The sequence below is a fragment of the Microcoleus sp. Pol7_B2 genome (genome assembly GCF_036701035.1).
GTDB lineage: Bacteria > Cyanobacteriota > Cyanobacteriia > Cyanobacteriales > Microcoleaceae > Microcoleus.
Genome location: NZ_JAUBQB010000006.1, coordinates 117,857 through 140,039, shown reverse-complemented (window position 1 = coordinate 140,039; position 22,183 = coordinate 117,857). Strand labels below are relative to the sequence as shown.

Sequence of the window (22,183 nt, the reverse complement as noted above, 5' to 3'; positions counted from 1 at the left end):
GCGGAAATCGCGGTTTTGCCGTCTGGTGCGATCGCCACTGCTGTTACCGAGCTATTATTACCAGTAAGAGTTTTCAGGTTCCTGCCTGTCTCGGTGTCCCAGATTTTCAGGGTTTTATCCCCTGAAGCGGAAATCGCGGTTTTGCCGTCTGGTGCGATCGCCACTGCTGTTACCGAGCTATTATTACCAGTAAGAGTTTTCAGTTCCCGGCCTGTCTCGGTGTCCCAGATTTTCAGGGTTGAATCGTCTGAAGCGGAAATCGCGGTTTTGCCGTCTGGTGCGATCGCCACTCGTGTTACATTGCGAGTATGACCGGCTAATGTCCGCAGCGCCCCTTCATTTCCCCGTTCTAAATTAGCTTTTAAAGGCCGGAACCAAAGACCCTCTTTCGATTGCTTAGCTTGTTCTAGCATGAATCGAATCTCAGGTATTTCAAAATCTAGCAACCTGCCTAACAAATGCCCTGCCAATTGCGTTTTATCCCTTTCCAAAACGTGCGCCGACTTCCTAATTGCCCCTTGAATCAATCTCAGAGTTTCAGTTTGCCGCTCCGACAACAAAACATCAGAAACCCTCCCCAAATCGTAATCATCAATTAGCGCTTGTACCCCCAAAAATTCCAGTTTCATCTCAATAAAACCGAAATCCGTCAACCAAGCACAATAACGGTCAACCTTCCCCCGTTTCGCAAATCTCTTCGGTTGATATTTCAACAGCAAATCTCGATCTTCCTGACACTGCTGCGCCAACCACACACCTAATTCGCTCATAGCGGCGCTCCTCCTGTAGCGTTATCACAAATGTCATCATTAATATCTTCCAGTGTTAGTCCCGCCGACTGCACAGTTTCATCTGCTTCCAGAAACTGCCGAAAACTGTTGTGATAGATAGTGTATCGAGTTTCCTTCCCTACTTTCTCATGTCGCAAAAACGAATTCCATTTTCCGAGCACCTGCTGTACTTGTATAACATTTTGCTCGCGGGCAGATTTAGCCAACCAGCGACAAGAAACAGGTTCCTCTGCTTGCGACAGGAAATAGATAATCCTAACCTTCAATTCCAGCAGAGGATCGTCTTCCCTGCCCATCATCTGTCCCCAGTGTTTTTGATAATATTCCTCCAAACCCGCTGGCAAATCATTTAAATTCACATCATTGTACGTGCCGTCTTCAATCTCATCAAGTACGTGGCGGAGATAGATAAATTTCTTTTCGCTTTTTTGGGCTACCGCCGTCACAAACTGTTCCCGCTGCAAATTTCGACCCTTAATCCAATCCTGAATCAACTCGCTTCTCTCCGTGCGTTTTGCCAGATAAGCCTCAACATCTTTGAGACTTTCTGCACCGTACTCCATCAAATCAAAAACTGTCTTGTTAGCTGTCGGCATTGTCAGAAAATCCGGTCGCTTGGAAACAATAAAATAAACGTTATCCGGCAAATCATTAGGCAAATACGAAACATTACTGTTGCTAGTTTGAGCCTTCCAATCAACTTCATCCAGCGCATCCACCACAAAAATAATTTTTTTTGCACTGCTAGACTTAGCGCTGACTTCCTTCAGCAACTCGCCTAGAAAGTTGTTATTTTTAAGGGCATTTTCCGGCAGTCGCGGATACTTATTCTTAAGGCCAAAACCTTCAATCAACTGAGTGCAAGCATTTTCCAAAAAAGTTTCAGCGCTGACAATCCCGTCCGGTTGCGAGTTGAAATGAGTAACGCAGCGGCGCTTCAACATCACCACACAGGCAGCCATAATCGCGCTTTTCCCAACACCCGGTTCCGCCTCCAAAACAAAATAGCCTTTTTGCTTTGTCGTCAGAAACTCATTAATTGCTTCAAACACAAATTTCCGACCGGTAAAGTCTTTAATTCTGTCCTGAATAATCGTCTCTGACTTAACAGGAATCGGTAAACTCGGCGCAGCAGGATCGATATATCTTTCCAGCAATGCCCGAATTTGCGCCAAATCGTCGCGGATGCCAATTTCGATCGCCTCCAACTTCACCATCACTTGACAAATCTGTTGCTGCGTTGCCACAGCCTCCAACTTTTGCAGAATTTCCCCATTTTGCAGCCCCAAATCTTTGAGCTCGGCCAAAGCAATTTGGTGCAGATTCAACAGCATCGCGGCAAACTTTTCTCCTCCCTTCGCCGCATCCATTTTCAGCACTTCGCGGTACGCTTTCGGGAAAGTTGCGTACAGTTTTTCCGCGACAAATTCCACAATTTCCGCATCGAAGGATTTGCCCTCGCTGGCGCCGAATTCGTTGAGGAAAGTTGCCCAATCTGCCGTTGTCAATCCGGTAACTCGATCGAACTCCTCGGCATCGGCAGAAAAAATCTTGGTTAACTGGTCTTCGGAAATATTTAAACCCCTTGACAAATCGGCTGTATTCGTGTTAATATCCAGCCAGTATTCAGGAGTTTTCTCGGCTAATTGACTGAGTGCTGTTTCTGGATAAGGCAATTTTTTGGTTTCGGCGATCGCAATTAAGCGATCGGACTTCGCAACCTCTATCAAAATATAGCCGATCGCCTCACCCGCCGCCTTAATCAAATCGTGATTATCGAGAATCCTCGGATTTTTGCTCAACCCTTCCGTCATCCGATTTGCTAGTTCATCAGCGGCCATAGTCTCAGCGATACTACCAGCAATCGCTGCTAAGATAGAAACTCCCCCAAGTGCGATCGGGCCGCCAATAATACCCGCTGCTGCTTGAGTTGCCGGATTGGCGATCGCGCTTGAAATAAGTTGCCCGACAGCCATCACCGCACTGCATCCAATTACCCTAGTTTTAAAATTAGCTAAGTCCATTACCGGCATAAAATAAATATTCCTCTTTTAAATAGTTGGTAGTAATTATATCTTGCCTGCAGCCGTTTAGTCCGTCACTGCGAAATTTTCAAGTGGATTTAGAGATTGTCGAGCGCGACTAACCCTAGGATCTAAAGTAAAATATAATTAATTATCTCGAAGTTCTTTTTCTTGCAAAATTTGGGTAGCCCAAACCCGATCTTCTTCCGAGAGAGACGGTACGGGTTCTCGATTATAGTCGATCCGATAATCATAGCCAGCGCGATCGTAAACACCTGCAAATAATTCTGGTAAGTTAACAATAGGTTCTACATCTTCCTCGCGCAAGGGAAGCGGAAATATAGGTAGAGAATCGCGGAGATTAAAAGCATAAAGTTCGGCAAACGGACGGCGATCGCTGGGACTGACTAAAATCCGATAATCGCTTTGAATAGAATTATTAAGAATGGGCATAGATTCCCATTGTCGTAGTAAATCGATTTCGACTAAATGGGTTAAGCTACCTAAAATAGTCTGGCGTTTTTTGAGATAAGTAATTCTTCCTTCTCCACTACGTTTGTTGACAGGAGAAAGAATTTCAATTGCGGTAACAACTTGTTTCGTTGCCATTTCTCGCACTTCCAGGTAAGTCTGTTTAATTTTTTCAGGAGCAGGCACTTTAACGGTAGTCGGAAGTGTTATACTTACAGTGGCAACTGAACCTGTAGGAATATTCGGGTTATTAGATTGACGCTTAATCGCGACATCGGGGATACCTACTAAAAGGGAGTCGCTGTTACTGTCATTTGGATCGGTAATTTCATAGATGCGTTTGTCGATTGCAACCTCATATTTAGGGCGAATTTGAGGGACTAAGGATGCTGCGATCGCAGAAATTAACCAATGATGAGTTTCCTGCCAGAAATCGGGGTGTTCTAAGTAGGGGTCCATTCCAGGAAAAGGTGAAGGCATAGGACTGTTCTCTGATGTATTGACTTTCAAATCATTTTAGCATTTTTAATTTTGTAGGGTGCGTCGCTGCGAGATTTTCGAGTGTCCCTACAAGACTGACGCACCCTACGGTATCTACAACAATGTCGTAAATATTAACTACAAAACAGCAGCAACACTTGCCATCAACAACCCTTGAAACAATTTCACTCCATCAGTTTCGCCCAACATCGGATCGGATGCCCGTTCAGGATGCGGCATCATTCCTAATACATTGCCTTGGCGGTTGCAAATACCGGCAATATTATTTAACGAACCGTTGGGATTGCCAGCATCGCTAATTTTGCCCGCCGGAGTACAGTAGCGAAACAGGACTTGCTTGTGCTCTTCTAACTCGGCTAAAGTATCCGCATCAGCATAATAGTTTCCTTCACCGTGAGCGATCGGCAAATCTATGATTTCACCCGTAGTATAAGCCGCAGTCCAACGAGTATTACCCCGCTCGACTTTCAAAGAAGCGCGATCGCAAATAAAATTCAATCCCGCATTCCGCACCAGAGCACCGGGCAACAAGCCAGCTTCAGTCAACACCTGAAAACCGTTACAGATGCCTAATACAAGCTTTCCTTGTTTCGCGTGTTCCGCAGTAGCCCGCATCGCCGGAGAAAAACGGGCGATCGCGCCGCACCGCAAATAATCTCCGTAACTGAAACCACCGGGAATTACAATGACATCAATATCCGAAATATCGGTATCTTCGTGCCAAATCATCCGCGTCGGTTGGTGGAGTAACCCTTGAGTCACCCACACCACATCGCGATCGCAATTTGAACCAGGAAAAACAATAACTCCAAATTTCATAAGCTGAAGGAAGAAGGAAGAAGGAAGAAGGAAGAAGGAAGAAGGAAGAGGTGTCAACTTAAGACTGAAATCTTAGGTTTCTCTCGCTTGTATAAAAGTCTAGATCCCCCTAAATCCCCCTTAAGAAGGGGGACTTTGAGTGGTTCTAGTTCTTGTGTTTTTAACAAAGACTTTGAACACTCTTGTCCTCGCCTTTTGAATAGATACTGTGAACACTCTTGTCCCCCTCTTATTAAGGGGGGTTAGGGGGGATCTCCGGGTTTAAAATACCCTAGGGGCGATCGCATTTATGCCGCCGCTGTCTCCACGGGAACAGGAATTTCAGTCAAATCAAAGCGATAATTTTCAATCACTGGATTAGCCAAAAGTTGGTCGCAAACGCGATCGAGTTGTTCGCGGGCCTCCGACTCAGCAGCAGCAGTCAGCGTCAATTCAACGTATTTCCCAATACGCACGCGCTCAACATTGTCGTATCCCATGTGTTGCAAGCCAGACTGTACGGCAGTGCCGGCGGGATCTAAAACAGAAGGGCGGAGGGTAACATAGATTTGGGCAAGATATTTCTGAGTCACGGGAATGTTGCGGTAGGTGATGTGAAAGTTAGCCCCATTGTATTCTACAACCGAGCTGCGCGCCGATCGCCATTTGGTTCGCCCAAGTAAGATAGCCTAGAAACAGGGACAGATTTGATTCCAGCAGATTCGAGAAAAAAATTATGAGAACCAACCACACCCGCAGTCAGGAGCGTATTTTACACTTGCTCAAGCACTTGAATCGATCGCTTTCAGCGCAAGATATCTACTTAGAACTGCGTAACAGCGACCAAAGCATGGGCCTAGCAACAGTTTACCGCTCCCTCGACGGTTTAAAGCGAGAGGGGTTCGTTCACGTCAGAACTCTCGCGAGTGGCGAGTCTCTCTACGGTGCCGCCCACCAAGACCAACACCACTTAACTTGTCTGGAATGTGGCGCGTCAATTACGATCGACGAATGTCCAGTCCACCACTTAGAAAGCCAACTACAACAATCTCATTCTTTCAAAATTTATTATCACACTTTGGAGTTTTTCGGATTGTGCGATCGATGTACTTTAGCTCAAGAATCTTAGAGAAGTTATTAGTCATGAGAGATTTCAATTCCGGTTGCACTAATCATAAATGTTGACTGTTGACGGGCGGGTCGAAAAACCGAATAGTTGAGTGGTAACTGTTGACTCGATTTTATGATTCCGATGCAACCGCCAACGATATAGCAATCTTCGGATCATTTGTGAATTTCTTACTTTCTCCCCGCGCGTTCGGGCAGGGTTGCGGTAGGGTGCAAAAGTGAGATTCTCCCGGTGTTGTTTGTGTAGCGACAGATTTAAACCTGTTGTTTTATTAACTCGCTCAAGGATGCAAAAACTCTAAATGGTCTCCTGGAATCGATCGCAATTTTGCAGCCGAGCCTTGCAGTTTCAATCGGCCGCGTTCTAACATGATAATCCAATCGGCGCGATCGATCACTCGCGGCCTGTGACTGATAAAAATCGTCGTTTTCCCGTGTCGGTACATCAACAATTGTTCTAAAACGTCCGCTTCGCTTGCGGGGTCAAGCCCTGCGGTAGATTCGTCTAGAATCAATACGGGTGGGTTGTTGAGAATGGCGCGGGCGATCGCCAATCTTTGTCTTTGTCCGCCAGAAATATTCGCTCCAAACTCCCCTAAAACAGTTTGATATTTATCAGGCAATTGGCTGATAAATTCATCCGCCCCCGCAATTTTGCAAACTTTCACAATCTGTTCAAAGCTGATATCTGGACTGCCCAAACGAAAATTTTCGAGAATCGAACGGCTCCAAAAATGCGCTTCTTGAGGAACCAATACTACCTGCTGTCTGAGACTGTCGAGAGACAAATCCTGCAAGTTGTAGCCGCCAATTCTAATATTACCAGATTGCAGCGGGTACAGACCAGCAATTACTTTTGCTAGCGTACTTTTTCCGCAGCCGGAGTGACCGATTAAAGCAATTGCTTGACCGCCGGGAAACGTAACGGAAAAATTTTCCAGCAAGTCAAGTCGGCCGGGGTAGTGAAAATTAACACCCTTGCAAACAATACCGTCGCGGTCTTGAATAGTTACAAAAGGTTTATTCGTATCGTCTTTAGTTTCCGGTTCAGCATCGATAACTTCCGACAGCCGTTGAGTAGCTGTCTGCACGCGAGTCATTTCATCAGTAAATCCTACTAGCGAATTCACCCAAGTAGTAACGTTTTGATTCATGCTAATAAACGCTAGCAACTGACCGATACTCAATACCTTGTCAATCACCAAACCGCTACCAAGCCACAGCAGAGTAATGCTGCCAGCAGAGGCAACAAAACCAGAAAATATATTGTTGAGAATGCCAATTTGTGTAGTGCGGAAAGTGAGCTTTGCTAAGCGACCGAAGCGGGTTTGAAATTCTTCCCAAAGTTGCTGACCGCTGGTAGTAGTTTTGACCGTCAGCGCGCCTTTAAAAGTTTCTACTAAAACGCCTTGAGTTTCTGCTTCCAGCACAAATAAACTGCGCGTTTTTTGCTGCAATACGGGCAGAAATACCACTGTAGAGGCAGTCATTAAAAGAGCTATAGCTGTAGCTGCTAAAGTCAGTTCCTTGCTGTAAAATAACATAAAAATAAAAGAAACTACAGCTATAAAAAATTGACTAGGCAAGCTGATAGCGACTTGAGAAACTAATTTATTTATTTCTTGGATATCTTGTAATCTACTGACAATTTCGCCACTGCGTCTGGTTTCGTAAAAGCTCAAAGGCAATCGCAGGAATTTGCGCGCAAATTCCATCACCAATCCCAATTCTAAACGCTGGGAAAACTGAGCAATTAAGTTCGACTCTACCAATCCTAAACTGCTGCTAAAAAGGTTCATAACTATAACTGCGATCGCCACACTCGCCAGGAGTTGTCTGTCGCCCCGTACCAGAATGTCGTCGGTGAGCAGTTGAACGAGAAAAGGCGAAGAAATCGACAGCAAACCCAACACCACATTCAGCAAAAATGCTTCCATTAAAATCGGGCGATAAATCCCAATCCGGCGCATCCATTTTTGTAAGGAATTGGCGGGCGGTTGGCCCTCTGCGGCCGCAAAAAACCGCTCAGCATCGGGTTCTACTAGCAAGCACAGCCAATCTGTCCAAGCTGCTGCTAATTCTGCTTTAGAAACATAGCGCATACCGACAGCCGGATCGCCGATCGCATATTTGTCGCCCTGCTTTCCGTACAAAACAACCCAGTGATAACCGCTCCAGTGAATAATTGCCGGTAAAGGCGCTTCCTCAATTTGGTCTAAAATAGCAGCCACGGCTCGCACGGATCGAGCATTAAAGCCGATCGCCTCAGCACCTTGTTTCAAGCCCAGCAGAGTCGTCCCTTTTTGGCCGGTGCCCGCACATTCTCGCAAGCGGCTAATAGTAAAATTTTGTCCGTAAAATTTCGCGATCGAAGCCAAACAAGCCGCGCCGCAATCTTCTTCGCTCTGCTGGAGAACAACCTGATATTTCTTAAACCTGTTAACTTGTCCGAATAATGGCATTTTGCCGATCAAAGGGATGTTCTTTAACATTTTGCAAAATGAATAATGGTAGAGCATAAAGAAGATTACTCATCACCAACTACCCAATCAGCAAAAAGCACCCATAAAGTTATGGGTGCTTTCTCGATTCCACAGTTATAGATCTGAATTGACTAGCACTAAACTTTAGTAGTAGGCGTAGCGGACTACTCTTCTGTATGAACCGTCGCAATTCCGGCGGTACACGACCCAACTGCGCCGCTGCCGGTGACAATTGTCTCGATTGACATAATAGTGACCGCCGTTGACGCTAGCTGATTCTTCAGGGGTGAGTTCAGCAAACAGTGAATTGTCCTTTGTTTCTTTCATGATTAGACTCCGTTTAACTTAATAAAATTGAAGGGAAACTAGAAATATTATTTAATTTCTAGATTCTCGTGTAAATACTGAGTAATACTTCTTGTAGTCCTGTACGACATCCGGAATACTACGGATAAATTTTCAAAATTTACTTTATCGCACAACTTGACTCAGCTATCTAAACCACTAGGGTTGGGTAAGGGCGATCGCGGCTCGGATCGTACAGATAAAGCTGGCTAGGCTGCGGCAGGAAAAACAGCATAGTAAGACCCTCGCGGCTGCTGTTATCCGTCTCGCTGTTGCTTTTAGCACCGCTAACACCGCTGGTAATATTGCCACCGTTGACAGTAGCAGATTCTCCATCGGTTACTTCGATGAAGAGTGAACCTTGTTGATTTTCTGACATAAATAACTCCTATTAATACCTATGTACTGACTTACTACCTACGCATACAGTAAAAACCCGGTAACAGCGCCAAAAGTCATTGCAAAAATCCTATATTTTCCTGACTGTAGCCCGCAGGCTTCACTCCTCTTGATATTTGGGGAAGTTTGTGGGTGGGAACGGCAAAGCTGTGCGGATTTTTACCTTTACCCTGTGAATTTTGATTTAGACTTCTAAACCTATGCTTGGTTTCCGGAAAGCTGATCGTAAAAGTGACAAAACAAATCAGCGATCTCTCCCTCCCCCTAACTCAAAACTCCAAACTCCAAACTGTTCCCCTCTCCCCCTTGCCGCCATGTCTCTCACTCCCGAAGCCACACCCGCTGAAACCTTTGATAACGACCAGTTTTTGCCCCCTGTCAGCCGCTGGACGACTTTGGGTGGCATTTTGATGGTGGCGACCTTTGGCGGGGCGATCGCCCTCGCTAGCGTCACCAAATACAGCGCTACAGTCAAAGCAGACACGATCTTCCGTCCAGCCGGAGAAGTGCGCGTCGTGCAAGCAGCAACCGAAGGAACCGTCGAAAGCATTGCTGTCAGCGAGAATCAGACAGTAAAAGAAGGAGATGCGATCGCAGTTGTAGACGCTTCGCGTTTGGGCGCTCAACAACAGCAGTTACAAGAAATAATTAATCAGTCTCAAACAGCAGCACAGCAAATCAACCAGCAACTGCGCGACTTAGAAAATCAAATTTTGGCCAGCGCCCAATTTAAAAGCATCCAAAGTGAAAGTTCCGCCCAACAGGAATTAATCGAATCCGCTTTAGTAAAATTCGCCACATCGCTGCCAGATGTCGCCGAAAGACTGGGCAGAAGTCGGCGGGTTTTGCTCGTCAAGCAAGCCTCCATTCAACAACAATTAATTCAAGCTAAAAAAGAACTCAATCAAATTGAGTTAAAACTCGAAAATAGCGTGATCCGCACGCCCACAGATGGTACAATTCTCAGACTGGAAGTACGAAATACTGGTCAAACCGTACAAGCCGGCAGCGCGATCGCCCAAATCGTCCCCAGCGACGTACCCCTGGTAGTCAAAGCCAAGGTGACATCCCAAGACATCGCCCGCATCCAAATCGGCCAACCCGTACAGATCAGGATTTCGGCTTTGCCTTTTCCCGATTACGGCACATTAAAAGGCACTGTCAGCGAAATCGCCCCAGATGCGATCGCCACTCAAAATCCCACTAATAATTTAGGTACAGCTTATTACGAAGTGGCAATTAAGCCCGAACAAACTTATTTAACAAAACTCAAATCCGCCAACGGCCAATTCTTCGGAAACTCCCAGGCTAATGTCCCCCGCCAGTATTCGATTCAATCGGGAATGGAAGGCAGAGCCGATATTATTACGGGCGAAGAAACTGTTCTGACATTTGTTTTACGCAAAGCAAGGTTGCTGACAGATTGGTAATTAGTCAGTTGTCAGTTGTCAGTTGTTAGTTGTCAACAGTCAACCGTCAACCGTCAGCAGTCAACAGTCAACAGTCAACCCCCAGAAAATTAGAGGCTCTGAAATTGAAATAACGTGTCAATATAGAAATGTGACTTCAATTCTATTCTTTCCTCATGGGCAAACAGCGCGTTCTTTCTGGAGTTCAGCCAACAGGCAATCTTCACCTCGGTAATTATCTCGGTGCAATTCGCAACTGGGTAGAAGGTCAAAGTCAGTACGAAAATTACTTCTGCGTAGTCGATTTGCACGCAATTACCGCACCGCACAATCCAGCAACTCTAGCCTCCGACACTTACACGATCGCCGCACTCTATTTAGCTTGCGGCATCGATTTAGAATATTCTACTATTTTCGTGCAATCCCACGTCTCGGCGCACACAGAACTAGCATGGCTGCTAAACTGCATTACGCCGATTAACTGGCTCGAAGATATGATTCAGTTTAAAGAAAAAGCAGTTAAACAAGGTGAAAATGTCAACGCCGGCTTGCTAAATTATCCCGTGTTAATGGCAGCAGACATTTTGCTTTACGATGCCGACAAAGTGCCAGTGGGAGAAGACCAAAAACAGCATTTGGAACTCACCCGCGATATTGTCATCAGATTAAATCACCAATTCGGCACACCCGAAAAGCCAGTCTTGAAACTTCCCGAGCCCTTAATTCGGACTGACGGTGCGAGGGTGATGAGTTTGACAGATGGCACGCGCAAGATGTCGAAATCTGACCCTTCCGAACAAAGTCGAATTAATTTATTGGATTCGCCAGATACGATCGCCAAAAAAATCAAGCGCTGTAAAACAGATGCCGTGCGGGGTTTGACTTTTGACGACCCAGATCGCCCCGAAGCTAGAAATTTGCTGACACTTTATCTCCTGCTTTCCGGCAAATCTAAGGAAGAAGTAGCAACAGAGTGTGAAAACATGGGTTGGGGAGATTTTAAACCCTTGCTGACAGAGACGACAATTAATGCCCTCAAACCAATTCAGGATAAATACAAGGAAATAATGGACAATCCGGGATATTTAGACTCTGTACTACGTCGCGGAAGAGAACAAGCAGAAGCTATTGCTAATCAAACTCTAACTAAGGTGAAGACAGCTTTCGGTTATTCTTTACCTGTTTAGTTGTTAGTTGTTAGTTGTTAGTTGTTCTTGGTTAGTTGTTAAAAATGACAACTGCAAACTGCCCACTGACAACTGCCCACTAACAACAGTCAACCGTCAACAGTCAACCGTCAAATAACAAATAACCAATAACAGACAAATAATCATGAACCGTTTTCGCACAGCCTGCACCACCCCCGGAGAATTTATAATTACTGCCGAAGTTGCCCCACCAAAAGGTGGCGACATAACTCACACAATTCAAATGGCTGAACGCCTCAAAAACAGAGTTCATGCAATTAATATCACAGACGGAAGTCGCGCAGTTTTGCGAATGTGCCCCCTAGCAGTTTCGGCGATTTTAGTGCAGCACGGAATTGAGCCAATTTGTCAAGTTGCTTGTCGCGATCGCAATCTAATTGGCCTGCAAGCGGATCTCATGGGAGCCCACGCTTTAGGCATTCGCAATGTACTAGCACTTACAGGCGATCCCGTCAAAGCCGGCGACCATCCTAAAGCAAAAAGTGTATTCGATTTGGAATCAGTTCGGCTATTGCAAGTTATTCAAAAAATGAACGGTGGTCAAGACTGGAATGACCAACCTCTAACCGACGGAGTTACTGATTTATTTGTAGGTGCAGCAGTCGATCCGCAATGCCCCAGTTGGTCTGGTTTGCAAAGTCGATTCGAGAAAAAAGTAGAGGCTGGAGCACAGTTTTTTCAGAGTCAATTAATTACAGATTTTGAAGTTTTGGATAAGTTTATGCACCACGTTGCAGCGGGCTGCAACAAGCCAGTCTTAGCAGGAATATTTTTGTTTAAATCAGCTAAAAATGCTGAATTTATTCAAAAATACGTGCCGGGAGTTCACATCCCACAAGAGACTATCGATCGTTTAGCAAAAGCTCCCGAACCCTTGCAGGAAGGCATAAAAATTGCTGCAGAACAAGTCAAACTAGCGCGGCAGATTTGTCAAGGAGTTCACATGATGGCTGTCAAACGAGAAGATTTAATTCCTCAAATTTTGGATTTGGCAGGAATCGAGCCACTGAGCTAAAATTAAACGTAGGGGTGGGTTTTACCAATTATCAATTCCTAAAACTAACGATTTCGTAAACTCATAAACTCGCCCACTCCCGCGCTACCATTTTGAACATCAATAAAACAATCATGCTTCAAACTGTAGACAATCCAACCAGTTCTCCCGCAATCGAACAACGTTTCACTTGGCGCGGTGTGACATGGCATCAATTCAAGGCAATTCAAGCTGGTTTTGAAGACGTGCCGAATGTACGCTTATTTTATTGTGAGGGAGTTTTAGAAATTGTGGGTACTGGAAGGTTGCATGAAGCGATTAGGTGTTTGATGGGCTTGCTAATGGGACAGTATTTTCTGCAAAGAAGAATTGTATTTTTTCCCAGCGGTACTTACAGTCAGATTGTCGAAGAGCAAGTCGAGTATCAGGCAGATTTGTCTTATTGTTTCGGAACTATTAAAGATGTGCCAGATTTATGTATTGAGATTGTTATCACTAGCGGTAGTCCGATTAAACTTCAGAAATACCGACTGATGGGAGTCTCGGAAGTCTGGTTTTGGGAAGATGGCACTCTAGAGCTTTACCATCTGCGAGAGGAAGGTTACGATCGCATTACTAGCAGCGAAATGCTGCCAGAGTTAGACTTATCTTTGCTGAAACGCTGCATTTTATTTGCTTCGCCTTTGGATGCGCTTGAGGAATTTTCTAGAGGAATGGGCGATCGGGAAAATTGACCAATAAACTATTTTTGAAATAGCTCGATCGACTAAACGGTTATTAAATAGGAGCCACGGGCAATGACTGACTCAGAAATACTTAATTCTGATACCATTAAAACACTAAATACTAGCATATCAAAAGTTACAGTTTATACCGATCGCGCTTTGGTGACGCGGCGCGGTACGGTATCTCTGACGGGAAACGAGCGAGAATTGGCGATCGCCTCTGTTCCTCCAACCCTCGACACAGAGTCAGTCAGGGCTACGGGTGTGGGTACAGTTGCTGTGCGACTTTTGGGAGTGCGAAGCGAAAGAGTGTTTAGCAGCGAACCAGTGGGCGATCGCACTGCCGAATTAACCCAACAAATTAAGGAGTTACAAACCCAAAGACGGGGAATTAACGACAAAATAACCGCCCGAAAAATTCAGCTCCAATTTGTGGAAGGTTTGAGCGAAAAAAGCGTCGGTTTCTTTTCTAGCAGCATCGCCAAACAGCAGGTAGGTTTAAACGAAACTAGCGAATTGCTCAATTTTTTAGGAACTAATTACCTAAAATATGTAAGTGCGATCGCCCAACACGAAAAACAGCAGCGCGAAATAGACAAGCAAATAAAAGCTTTGCAGCAGCAGTTGGGGCAAGTACAAACTCCCCATTCGCAGCAAAGTTTTAACATCATTGTTGCCATTGAACTCAGTGGCAGCGGCAATTTTGAAATAGAAGTTTCCTATGTAGTCACGCGAGCCCGTTGGACTCCCCTTTACGACTTGCGAGTAAACACTACCAACAACCAAATTAATCTCACTTACCTAGCCGAAGTCAATCAAAATACAGGCGAAGATTGGACGGGAGTAGCGCTGACTTTATCTACAGCAAAACCCGGAATGGGAACTCTCCCACCAAAACTAGAACCTTGGTATATCGATAAAACCGAGCCAGAGCAATTTTTTGGTAGGGGTTCATCAGAGGATGATTTTTTAGACCTAGAAGAGGTATTATCTGAAGGTTTTGCAGGCGGTTCACGCTCCATAACACGAGCGCCCATAGCAGCTCAAATAGCCACAGCCCAAGTATCCAGAGAAGGCGGTACAGTCTCATTTCAAGTAGGCGGAATTACCAAGATTCCCAGCGACGGTACACCGCACAAAGTGACGATTTTCAGCGAAAATTATCCCTTTACGCCTGAATATATAGCCGTTCCGCGATTAGTCAGTTTTGCCTATTTGCAAGCAGTTGTTGTGAATCCGCTGACAGGCGCAACTCTGCTTCCCGGTAAAGCAAATATTTTTCGCGACAACACTTTTGTCGGCCGTGTGCAGTTAGAAAATGTTTCCCCCGGGCAAGAATATAAAGTTAATTTAGGAATAGATGAACGGTTAAAAATACAGCGGGAATTAGTGGAAAGACAAGTAGATAAAAAACTGATCGGTCAGCAGAGGCGCACGAGTTACGCTTATCGCTTAAATGTGACAAACTTGCATCAGGTGCAGGTACACCTGACACTAAAAGAACAATTGCCAGTCAGCCGCAATGAACAAATTAAAGTGCGATCGACTCTCACTAATCCGAAAATAGTAGCAGGTGAAATGGGACTGCTAGAATGGATAATGTCTCTGCCGCCACAAGCAAAGCAAGAGTTATATTACCAGTTTGTTGTCGAACATCCTCCCGACTTAACAGTCACGGGTTTAGATATTTAATACCAATCCGTTGTCAGTTGTCAGGTCCCAGTTCTCAGGAATTACCTCTTCCTTCTGGCGGCTTCCATCGGACTTCTTCCTTCGGCTATAAAGCAGCTTATTTCTTCCCGCCACACGCCACCAATTTTTTCTGTATACACAACTGTTGAAACACTAAATCTGCTATTGATTCATAAGCTGGGGCTGTGGGGTGTACGCCATCCCGAAAATAACTTTTTACCCTCGTTTTCGGCAATTTTGACCAGGCTGCATGAGTGTCTATGATTGGAATTTTTAAAGCTTTTAGCCGATCGACAAACTCGGATTTAAACTTCGGCTGATTCGGTACGGGCAGTAAATCCGCTCGATCGCAAGTATACAACACAAACAACGGAATATTTTTAGCTCGCACCAAAGCAACTATTTTCTCAAATCGCTGCATATTTTCCATAAACCGTTGTGATTCCGACACCGGCACTCCCGCCGCAGGAGAATTCGATACAAAAACACTTGACAATTGGCGAATAACGTGTCTTTGAAACACTTCTTGAATTGCCAATAACGGTTTGCGATTCGGCAGCAGCGGCTCATTTCCCACCCCCGCGCTGCTGCTTGGAGGTTGTAGCAAATCGTGAGTACCAATTTGCAAAATCACAGCCTCGCTTTCAAAAGTGCCAAACTTGCGAATATATCCCAATTGATTGCCAATTCCCCAAGAACCTGCCGAAGCATTCAGCACCTCAACTTGCTTTTTTATGCCCAACAAACGCGCTTCAAACAATTCTGGAAGAGTTTCTTTCTGATCGGTGGTATTATTACCGTTTAGAACCGAATCTCCTATCATCAAAATTCTGAGAGTATCTTCAGGCTTTGCTGAATCGATTTGTTCAGAACGCTGAGAAAATTGATTGTACTCAACTCTATTCCCAAAGCGATATACAAGTTGAGTTGGTGCAAATATATAGCCAGCATTAGCATCAGCTTGCAGCAAGGCAGGATTTCCGAATCCGAGCAAGCGCAAGGCAAGTTCTATAGCACTCAAAGATGCGATCGCATAACCGGGAATCCAATAGTTAGCTTTCAAAAATTTACCTGTAATTGGTAAACTGCAAAGCCATCGGATAATCTTCTTGCTTCAACCGTTGAATTACCAACTGCAAATCATCCTTATCCTTAGCCGAAACGCGCACTGAATCACCTTGAATCGAGCCTTGAATTTTTTTAAACTCATCTCGAATTAATTTAGTGATTTTCTTGGCAATTTCCTGGTCTATCCCTTTTTTAAGTTTGATTTCTTGGCGTACTCTAGTACCACTAGCAGCTTCAATTTTCCCATAATCAAAAATTTTCAGAGACAAATTGCGCTTGGCGGCTTTAGTTTGCAAAACTGTGTGAATCGCGTCGAGAGTAAATTCACTGTCGGTATTGACAGTAATTGCTTCAGCGCCCAATTCTACAGTAGTTTTGGTATCTTTCAAGTCGTAACGGCTTTGAATTTCCCGCACAGTTTGGTCAACAGCGTTAACTAATTCTTGCCGATCGAACTCGCTGACAATATCAAAGGAATAACTAGCAGCCATAAATTAGTAATTGGTAATGGGTAATTGGTAGTTGGTAATGGGTAATTGGTAGTTGGTAGTTGGTAATTAGTCATTAATTAAGCGTCTCTTAACTAATGACTAATGACCAGTGACTAATAACAATTAGCCATTAACAGCCATTAAACTGAAATAGAATAAAGTAGCTGTGCAAGAAGAACTAATCGCAAACATGAGCGATCGCCCCAGCGGCACATTCAGAATATAGAAAACCGAAAACAACAACCGGGCGATCGTAAAAGCGAGCGCAGCCCAACCCGCCGGTTCCGAATCTACCCCCGTCACAAAAGCCATCAAAGCCGCCGCTGAAAACAGCATAAACGTCTCAAACGAATTTTGGTGAGCCCAAGTTGCCCGTTGAGCGTAAGCCGGCAACCTCTCAAACATAGCGCGGGGGGCTGCTTGGTCGTAGCCTAGCTGCAAGCGGGCGAACGCAACCACCAAAAACGGTGCGTAAACCAGCGCAGCAGCAGCAGCAATACAATCAAGCAGAATAACCGACACAGGTAATCCCAACAGCATCATCGGCCTCGCAGTTCAATCAAAATAGAACAGAGTAACTACCTTGCGCTGTTCCTCCGCATCCTGGCAAGTTTTCAGCAAAGTGTGGCTTTCGTGAAAAGCAAAACATATCAGTTGCTGGCAGCGAGAAATAATCTCCTGATTGCACATGGCGCTTGCTTCCGGGAGAGACAAGCTATCATTTTTGGGATTTTCTACCAAATGTATCACTTGTTCGAGTTGGTCGCGAGACTCCCGAGGCTGGCGACTCATGCTTTGTGGCAAAATCACCGTCAGCAGATTTGGATCTGCTCGCATTGCTCCCCGAATTGCTGCTGAATTGGTGCCTGTTGCACCAGAAGTGATGAGCTGATTGCCTCCCAGAACTATGGCGTAGCTCAGCATCTCAATTAGCTGCTGGTGGGTAATAGGAACGTGGCGAGAACCCAAAAGAGCAATCCGCTTGGAGCTGGTTTGCTGGATCGCCGCAAGTTCTTGTAAAAAATCATCTACTCTGGGTAGCTCAATTGATTGACTCAAAGAATTTATTAAATTAAATAAAACTACGTTGTGGATTTTAGCAGACTCACTAGCCATTGCCGCCAAAAAGAAGTTAAGAATTGCTGATTTACCGGATCAGACTAGAGGATCGGGAGATTTGAGGAAGCCAGAAGGCAGAATGTCTGAAGACATTCGGCAGCCGGAGCTCAAGGTAGAATTCAAGAAAAATTGAGAATTTAAGAATTTTGGCTTTTTATTTATTTAAACAAAAACTTCTCTCTGCCGAATACCTTCTTCCCTCAGCTCCGGCTCTGTTATTAATCGACTTGATCGCTCAGGCCCAAGGATGCCATCATGCCATCAAGGTCAAAATGTTCTGCCATTAGCTGAGTAACGCATTCCACCTTGATCGGTTCGTGCAGGCGCACGCTGCCAAAGGTGCTGTCGATAATTTCTACCGTGGTTAAGGTATCCAAATCAACAGACAAAACCGGAATTTCCATTTCTTCTGCCCTGCCAATCACTAGGGGAGAAGGAGGCAAGTGGCCTGTCAAAATTAAGCACTGAGTCGAGCTCTCCAGAGCCGCTAGCTGAATGTCCGTGCGATCGCCCCCCGTCACCACCGCCATATTTCTCGCTTTGCGGAAATACTTCAGAGCCGAACTAACATTCATAGCGCCAATTGTCAAGGTTTCCACCATCAAGTCCAAACGGTCTCGACGGCACAGCACGTCAGCTTTCAATTGGTGCACCAATTCTTTGACGCTGACACTTCGCAGCAAAGCACTTCTCGGCAGCATTCCCAAAACTGGAATACCCGCAACCTCCAGAAAAGGCCGGACAGTCGCCGTTACGCATTCGAGTTTGTCCGAGGGAACGTCATTAAGTACCACGCCCAGCAACCGGGAACCCAAACGCTGTTTAGCAGACAGCAAATCGTCTATATAAAGATCGATCGGGCGGGCTACCAACAGCACAGAGGCATCAACTGCCTCAGCGACTTGAGCCAAAGACAAGTCAAACAGACTGCCTTCCTCCAAATTAGCTGGGCCTTCTAACAGCACCAAGTCTCCGCTGGGAGCTTGCAAATATTGCGCTAAAGACTGGCGGTAATCTGTCTTGTCTTCTCCCCGCAAACGCTTGTGAACTGTCTCTTCATCCAAATACAGCAGTGTTGACGGCATCTGACTTTCTGAGAGCTTCAGCGTCTCTACCGCGAACCGTACATCTTCGTCCTCGATCCCAGCTCCCTCGGAGCTGAAACAGGTTCCCAGAGGTTTGCCGTAGGCGATGGCCAGTCCTTTTTCCCGGAGTCCGAGTGCCATCCCCAAGGCGATGGCCGACTTGCCGCTGTAAGCTTTTGTGGAACCGATCAGCAAATATTTAGTCAATTTGGGTACGCCTTCAATCCTCAATTTGCACCTGTCTATTTCAATAAATTTAGTTTTTTCTACAGTATTTCTGAACTGCGACTCAATTTTGCAATATTATTATACTCGATTTTGTGGCTTTTGGGCATATTGTTTTTTTGCTGAAAAATTTTATTCACCTGTTTCCAACCCTTTGCTTCCCATTTTTATTACTTGATTTTGGGGAAGCAGTTTTTAAATTGTTTGTTGTACCAGCCGTTTTTAAGAAGTATTTATCCCCCCCTAATTCCTTTAACAACCGATTTTAATTGTAAGATTTTCAGCCATTCGTATTGCGTAAGTTAGAAATTAACATAGAACTTTATCGAATAAAAATAACACGGTAAAAATGGGCTAGCTTACCTTGAAAGCCTACTTAGAGGGTTTAGGATAGTTTTTTTCTGGGCTAAATAGAGGATTGTATAGAACCCATTTGACATCTCTGACTCCGTTGACTTAAAGTAGCGCAAAAGCCATATCCTACTCACCATGCCGTACTCCAGCAGTCTCACCGACGAAGAATGGGAAATTCTTGAACCCCTCCTGCCCCAGATCTTGCCGCTGAAGAAGCAGACAAGACCCTGTGATTGGACGAAACGAGAACTGTTGGATGGGATGTTCTACCAACTTAAGAATGGCTGTAATTGGCAAGATTTACCCAAAGATCGGCCACCCTACTCAACCGTATATTGGCACTACAAGCAGTGGCGGGATGCAGGAGCAATTCTTGGACTGATGACCATCTTACATGGACAAGTGCGTGAACAAGTCAAAAAAAAGCCAAGTGGACAACGTTGCTGATGATTGACTCGCAAGCGGTGAAGAATACCTGCAATGCCAGTGTTGAGTCCAAAGGCTTTTGCTTTTACAAATCTACCAACGGCATCAAACGACATCTCGCCGTCGATACACTCGGCTTTCCGTTTTTTACTCACTGCACGAAAGCCAATGTCTCCGATGATCAAGGCTTAATCGAGATGTTGAGCCAGCATCTCGACTACTTTCGCGCCAAACCAGTCAATATCCCGAAGATCACCATTCTGCTGGACAATGGCTATCATCCAGAGATGATAACGGCAGCTTTGCAAGACCTCTACCCCCAAATCATGACCAAGATCCGATTTGAACTGGCACCCAAACCGACAAAAGCCGAAAAAGCAGCACTTGGAAAAACGGGATTTGTCGTAGTCGCAACTCGATGGGTCATTGAGCGCTCAAATGCTTGGATGGAACGTTGTAAAAGTTTAGTCAAGAACTTTGAGAGGACGCTCAGCCATGCCACTGCCAAGCTTAACCTTTGTTTCATTCGACTAATGCTCAAGCGTTTAGCGCATAGCTAGATGTCAAATGGGTTCTATAGGAAGAAAGCATGGTGCTTGCCTAAGCAGTTTTGCATATAATTGAAAATGGATAGGTTGTATGATTAGTTATTAATTATTCTTGCGAGCGCCCGCCTTAAAACTGAGCGGTGGCACTGCGAGCAATAAGCTTGTTAGGATCGGGCTTCTAGCTTCTCAATACATAAATTGTCGGGCGGCGTGGGCTGGCATTTCGGCAGCCCAAAGGCTGATTGCGATGCTAGCCCGATCGCAGTTCAACGGCTGTAGATTGATTTTCCTTGGGCGGCTCTACAGCGCTTTCCTCTCAGCTACCGAGTCGCAAAATTTGAACGAAATCGGACGGCGCGATCGCACTCGCTTGCACCCCATTCAAAACTGCCAAGAGTTCCCCAGAGTTAGAAATTCTTATGAAAGTTGTGGGAGTGGCCTCTTGCCCTTCTGTGCCTTGGCTAATGCTCAGTTGAGTGAAAGTCAAACCGTCCCCTAAACTCAGCAAATCTTGCCCTTTCCTGAAGTCGGATATTACATCACTTCCTTGTGCGGGTGTCAAGACAAATAAGTCGCCTCCGCTGCCGCCGAGCAAAGTATCGCTGCCCTCATCGCCAATGAGCACGTCGTCGCCAGCGCCGCCGACCAAGCTGTCACTGTCTTTGCCTCCCAAAATCGTATCGTCGCCAGCATCACCGTTGATAGTATCGCTGCCTTCATTGCCGAACAGCAGGTCATTGCCAGCACCGCCACACACTTGGTCTTGACCGCTAGCAACGCCGACAGGCAGGGGGCTGCCAATATCCCCAAACAGCGTGTCATCCTCGTCGCCGCCACAGATAGAGTCATTGCCTTGGTCGCCGAACAGCAAGTCGCTACCCGAGTCGCCTAAAACTACATCGTTGCCCTTGCCACCGCGCGCAGTATCGTTGCCGTCACCGCCAGAAAGGGTATCAGAGACATCCTGACCGGAGAGGAAGTCATTTCCCTTGGCACCGAATAACAAATCGTTCCCGGCGCTATCGCGGTCAGATTCGCTGTTGGTGCCACCGTAGAGGCTGTCGTTTCCCTCCTCGCCCACAACAGTGTCAGAACCCCGTCCACCCCATATCAGGTCGTTATCTTTGCCCCCGAAAACAGCGTCGTTGCCCTTACCGCCGAACATGGTGTCGTAGCCGGCTTGACCGTTAAGGTAGTCGTCGCCGGGCCCGCCCAACAGCAAGTCCCGATCGACCTGCGGTCCAACAGGAATGTTGCTGATCAATCCGCCAAATAGGTTGTCGTTGCCTGCCAAACCGATCAGAACATCGTCTCCGCCCAAACCGTTGATGCCGTCACCGCCACTGGTGCCAGCGAGGATCTCGTTTGGATCCGCACCAACCAGGTTGTTTTGAACAAGATTGAAACCGTCAAGAGGAGTGATCTCCGGTAAGGTAATTTGCGTGCAAATGCAATCTGGATCTTCAGTTTGCTGGGGGGTTGGGACGGGAGTGGGTTCCGGGATAGGGGTTGGGGCTGGAGTTGGTGGTGGGGTTGGCGCTGGAGTTAGTGCTGGAGTTGGTGCTGGCGTCGGCGCTGGCGTCGCCGCTGGTGTCGGCGTCGGCACGATAATTGTGGGCGAAAAATTGATGACTGGTGCTGGCGTCGGCGCTGGTGTCGGCGTCGGCATGATAATTGTGGGCGAAAAGTTGATGACTGGTGTCGGTGTCGGTGGGGCGATGTCGTTGTCGGCGATGGTGACGCTAAGTGGTGCGATCGCCACTGGCAAGTATTCGGCAGCACTGTCGGCGGCAACGCTCGAAAGAATGAACCCGGTGTGGGTTCCTTCCACTATGCTGTCGTCGGTAGCTTTGACGGTGACAGTTTGCGCTGCATTCCAATTAGCCGGAGTGAAAACGA

22 protein-coding genes and 1 pseudogene are annotated in these 22,183 nt (G+C 46.0%); 9 read left to right on the top strand and 14 right to left on the bottom strand.

All coding sequences use genetic code 11. The annotated features are described in order from the left end of the window. The 5 genes and pseudogenes from QUA57_RS04370 to purS form a co-directional block, all read right to left on the bottom strand. Positions 1–770, bottom strand: a pseudogene (locus QUA57_RS04370) (WD40 repeat domain-containing protein); the annotation flags it as partial. Next, entirely contained in the window at positions 767–2,824 is a 2,058-nt protein-coding gene (locus tag QUA57_RS04365) for an ATP-binding protein (protein WP_333059713.1), read from the bottom strand. The pseudogene QUA57_RS04370 and the gene QUA57_RS04365, both read right to left, overlap by 4 nt. Before the next feature lie 138 nt (positions 2,825–2,962). Beyond that, positions 2,963–3,766 (bottom strand): DUF4058 family protein, encoded by an 804-nt coding sequence (locus QUA57_RS04360; protein ID WP_333059712.1) that lies wholly within the window; start codon positions 3,764–3,766, stop codon positions 2,963–2,965. Positions 3,767–3,904: 138 nt separating this feature from the next. Next, positions 3,905–4,606 (bottom strand): phosphoribosylformylglycinamidine synthase subunit PurQ, encoded by a 702-nt coding sequence (gene purQ / locus QUA57_RS04355; protein WP_190655996.1) that lies wholly within the window; start codon positions 4,604–4,606, stop codon positions 3,905–3,907. A 287-nt stretch (positions 4,607–4,893) separates the two neighbouring features. After that, complete coding sequence (gene purS, locus QUA57_RS04350) at positions 4,894–5,178, bottom strand: phosphoribosylformylglycinamidine synthase subunit PurS (RefSeq protein WP_333059711.1); 285 nt, start codon at positions 5,176–5,178, stop codon at positions 4,894–4,896. 143 nt (positions 5,179–5,321) lie between these two features. On the opposite strand from purS, the gene QUA57_RS04345 reads away from it, so the two are divergent. After that, on the top strand, positions 5,322–5,714 hold the full coding sequence (locus tag QUA57_RS04345; protein ID WP_333042008.1) for a Fur family transcriptional regulator: 393 nt from the start codon (positions 5,322–5,324) through the stop codon (positions 5,712–5,714). Between the two features lie 280 nt (positions 5,715–5,994). Here the strand turns inward: QUA57_RS04345 and QUA57_RS04340 are convergent, their stop codons facing one another. The 3 genes from QUA57_RS04340 to QUA57_RS04330 all read right to left on the bottom strand — a co-directional run bounded on the left by QUA57_RS04340 (position 5,995) and on the right by QUA57_RS04330 (position 8,920). Continuing rightward, positions 5,995–8,205 (bottom strand): peptidase domain-containing ABC transporter, encoded by a 2,211-nt coding sequence (locus tag QUA57_RS04340; RefSeq protein ID WP_333059710.1) that lies wholly within the window; start codon positions 8,203–8,205, stop codon positions 5,995–5,997. 135 nt (positions 8,206–8,340) lie between these two features. Then, a complete protein-coding gene (locus QUA57_RS04335; protein WP_333042006.1) occupies positions 8,341–8,523 on the bottom strand; it encodes a hypothetical protein in 183 nt (60 codons plus the stop codon). A 169-nt stretch (positions 8,524–8,692) separates the two neighbouring features. Further along, positions 8,693–8,920, bottom strand: a complete 228-nt coding sequence (locus tag QUA57_RS04330) for a secretion protein HlyD (RefSeq protein ID WP_333059709.1) — start codon at positions 8,918–8,920, stop codon at positions 8,693–8,695. A 334-nt stretch (positions 8,921–9,254) separates the two neighbouring features. On the opposite strand from QUA57_RS04330, the gene QUA57_RS04325 reads away from it, so the two are divergent. The 5 genes from QUA57_RS04325 (at position 9,255) to QUA57_RS04305 (ending at position 14,968) form a co-directional block, all read left to right on the top strand. Then, positions 9,255–10,370 (top strand): HlyD family efflux transporter periplasmic adaptor subunit, encoded by a 1,116-nt coding sequence (locus QUA57_RS04325; protein WP_333059708.1) that lies wholly within the window; start codon positions 9,255–9,257, stop codon positions 10,368–10,370. Between the two features lie 155 nt (positions 10,371–10,525). Further along, positions 10,526–11,536 (top strand): tryptophan--tRNA ligase, encoded by a 1,011-nt coding sequence (gene trpS / locus QUA57_RS04320; protein ID WP_333059707.1) that lies wholly within the window; start codon positions 10,526–10,528, stop codon positions 11,534–11,536. Positions 11,537–11,681: 145 nt separating this feature from the next. Then, positions 11,682–12,572 carry a methylenetetrahydrofolate reductase gene (locus QUA57_RS04315; RefSeq protein ID WP_333059706.1) on the top strand — a complete coding sequence of 297 codons (891 nt, stop codon included), beginning with the start codon at positions 11,682–11,684 and terminating at the stop codon, positions 12,570–12,572. 113 nt (positions 12,573–12,685) lie between these two features. Then, positions 12,686–13,285, top strand: coding sequence for a Uma2 family endonuclease (locus tag QUA57_RS04310; protein WP_333059705.1), 600 nt, complete (start codon positions 12,686–12,688; stop codon positions 13,283–13,285). Positions 13,286–13,348: 63 nt separating this feature from the next. Beyond that, entirely contained in the window at positions 13,349–14,968 is a 1,620-nt protein-coding gene (locus QUA57_RS04305) for a mucoidy inhibitor MuiA family protein (protein WP_333059704.1), read from the top strand. A gap of 97 nt (positions 14,969–15,065) precedes the next feature. On the opposite strand, the gene QUA57_RS04300 is transcribed toward QUA57_RS04305, so the two are convergent. The 4 genes from QUA57_RS04300 to QUA57_RS04285 all read right to left on the bottom strand — a co-directional run bounded on the left by QUA57_RS04300 (position 15,066) and on the right by QUA57_RS04285 (position 17,586). After that, positions 15,066–16,031: an SGNH/GDSL hydrolase family protein gene (locus QUA57_RS04300; RefSeq protein ID WP_333059703.1), complete on the bottom strand. Its 966-nt coding sequence runs from the start codon at positions 16,029–16,031 to the stop codon at positions 15,066–15,068. A gap of 4 nt (positions 16,032–16,035) precedes the next feature. Beyond that, positions 16,036–16,527 carry a YajQ family cyclic di-GMP-binding protein gene (locus QUA57_RS04295; protein WP_333059701.1) on the bottom strand — a complete coding sequence of 164 codons (492 nt, stop codon included), beginning with the start codon at positions 16,525–16,527 and terminating at the stop codon, positions 16,036–16,038. 123 nt (positions 16,528–16,650) lie between these two features. Continuing rightward, positions 16,651–17,067, bottom strand: coding sequence for an MAPEG family protein (locus QUA57_RS04290; RefSeq protein WP_333059716.1), 417 nt, complete (start codon positions 17,065–17,067; stop codon positions 16,651–16,653). Positions 17,068–17,082: 15 nt separating this feature from the next. After that, positions 17,083–17,586 carry a hypothetical protein gene (locus QUA57_RS04285; RefSeq protein WP_039887610.1) on the bottom strand — a complete coding sequence of 168 codons (504 nt, stop codon included), beginning with the start codon at positions 17,584–17,586 and terminating at the stop codon, positions 17,083–17,085. 28 nt (positions 17,587–17,614) lie between these two features. Here QUA57_RS04285 and QUA57_RS04280 point away from each other — a divergent pair, with 28 nt between their 5' ends. Then, entirely contained in the window at positions 17,615–17,779 is a 165-nt protein-coding gene (locus QUA57_RS04280) for a hypothetical protein (protein WP_333041993.1), read from the top strand. 85 nt (positions 17,780–17,864) lie between these two features. On the opposite strand, the gene QUA57_RS04275 is transcribed toward QUA57_RS04280, so the two are convergent. Further along, entirely contained in the window at positions 17,865–18,962 is a 1,098-nt protein-coding gene (locus tag QUA57_RS04275; RefSeq protein ID WP_333059700.1) for a phosphotransacetylase family protein, read from the bottom strand. A 483-nt stretch (positions 18,963–19,445) separates the two neighbouring features. Between QUA57_RS04275 and QUA57_RS28615 the strand changes: the two genes are divergently transcribed. Continuing rightward, the gene (locus QUA57_RS28615; protein WP_445304454.1) at positions 19,446–19,757 is read left to right on the top strand and encodes a transposase; all 312 of its coding nucleotides are present in this window, start codon (positions 19,446–19,448) and stop codon (positions 19,755–19,757) included. Beyond that, positions 19,757–20,296 (top strand): transposase, encoded by a 540-nt coding sequence (locus QUA57_RS04270; RefSeq protein ID WP_333059699.1) that lies wholly within the window; start codon positions 19,757–19,759, stop codon positions 20,294–20,296. The genes QUA57_RS28615 and QUA57_RS04270 overlap by 1 nt, the downstream gene beginning before the upstream one ends. 304 nt (positions 20,297–20,600) lie before the next feature. Here QUA57_RS04270 and QUA57_RS04265 read toward each other — a convergent pair. Continuing rightward, positions 20,601–22,183 (bottom strand): calcium-binding protein (locus QUA57_RS04265; protein WP_333250962.1); only part of this gene is annotated, 1,583 nt, incomplete at its 5' end.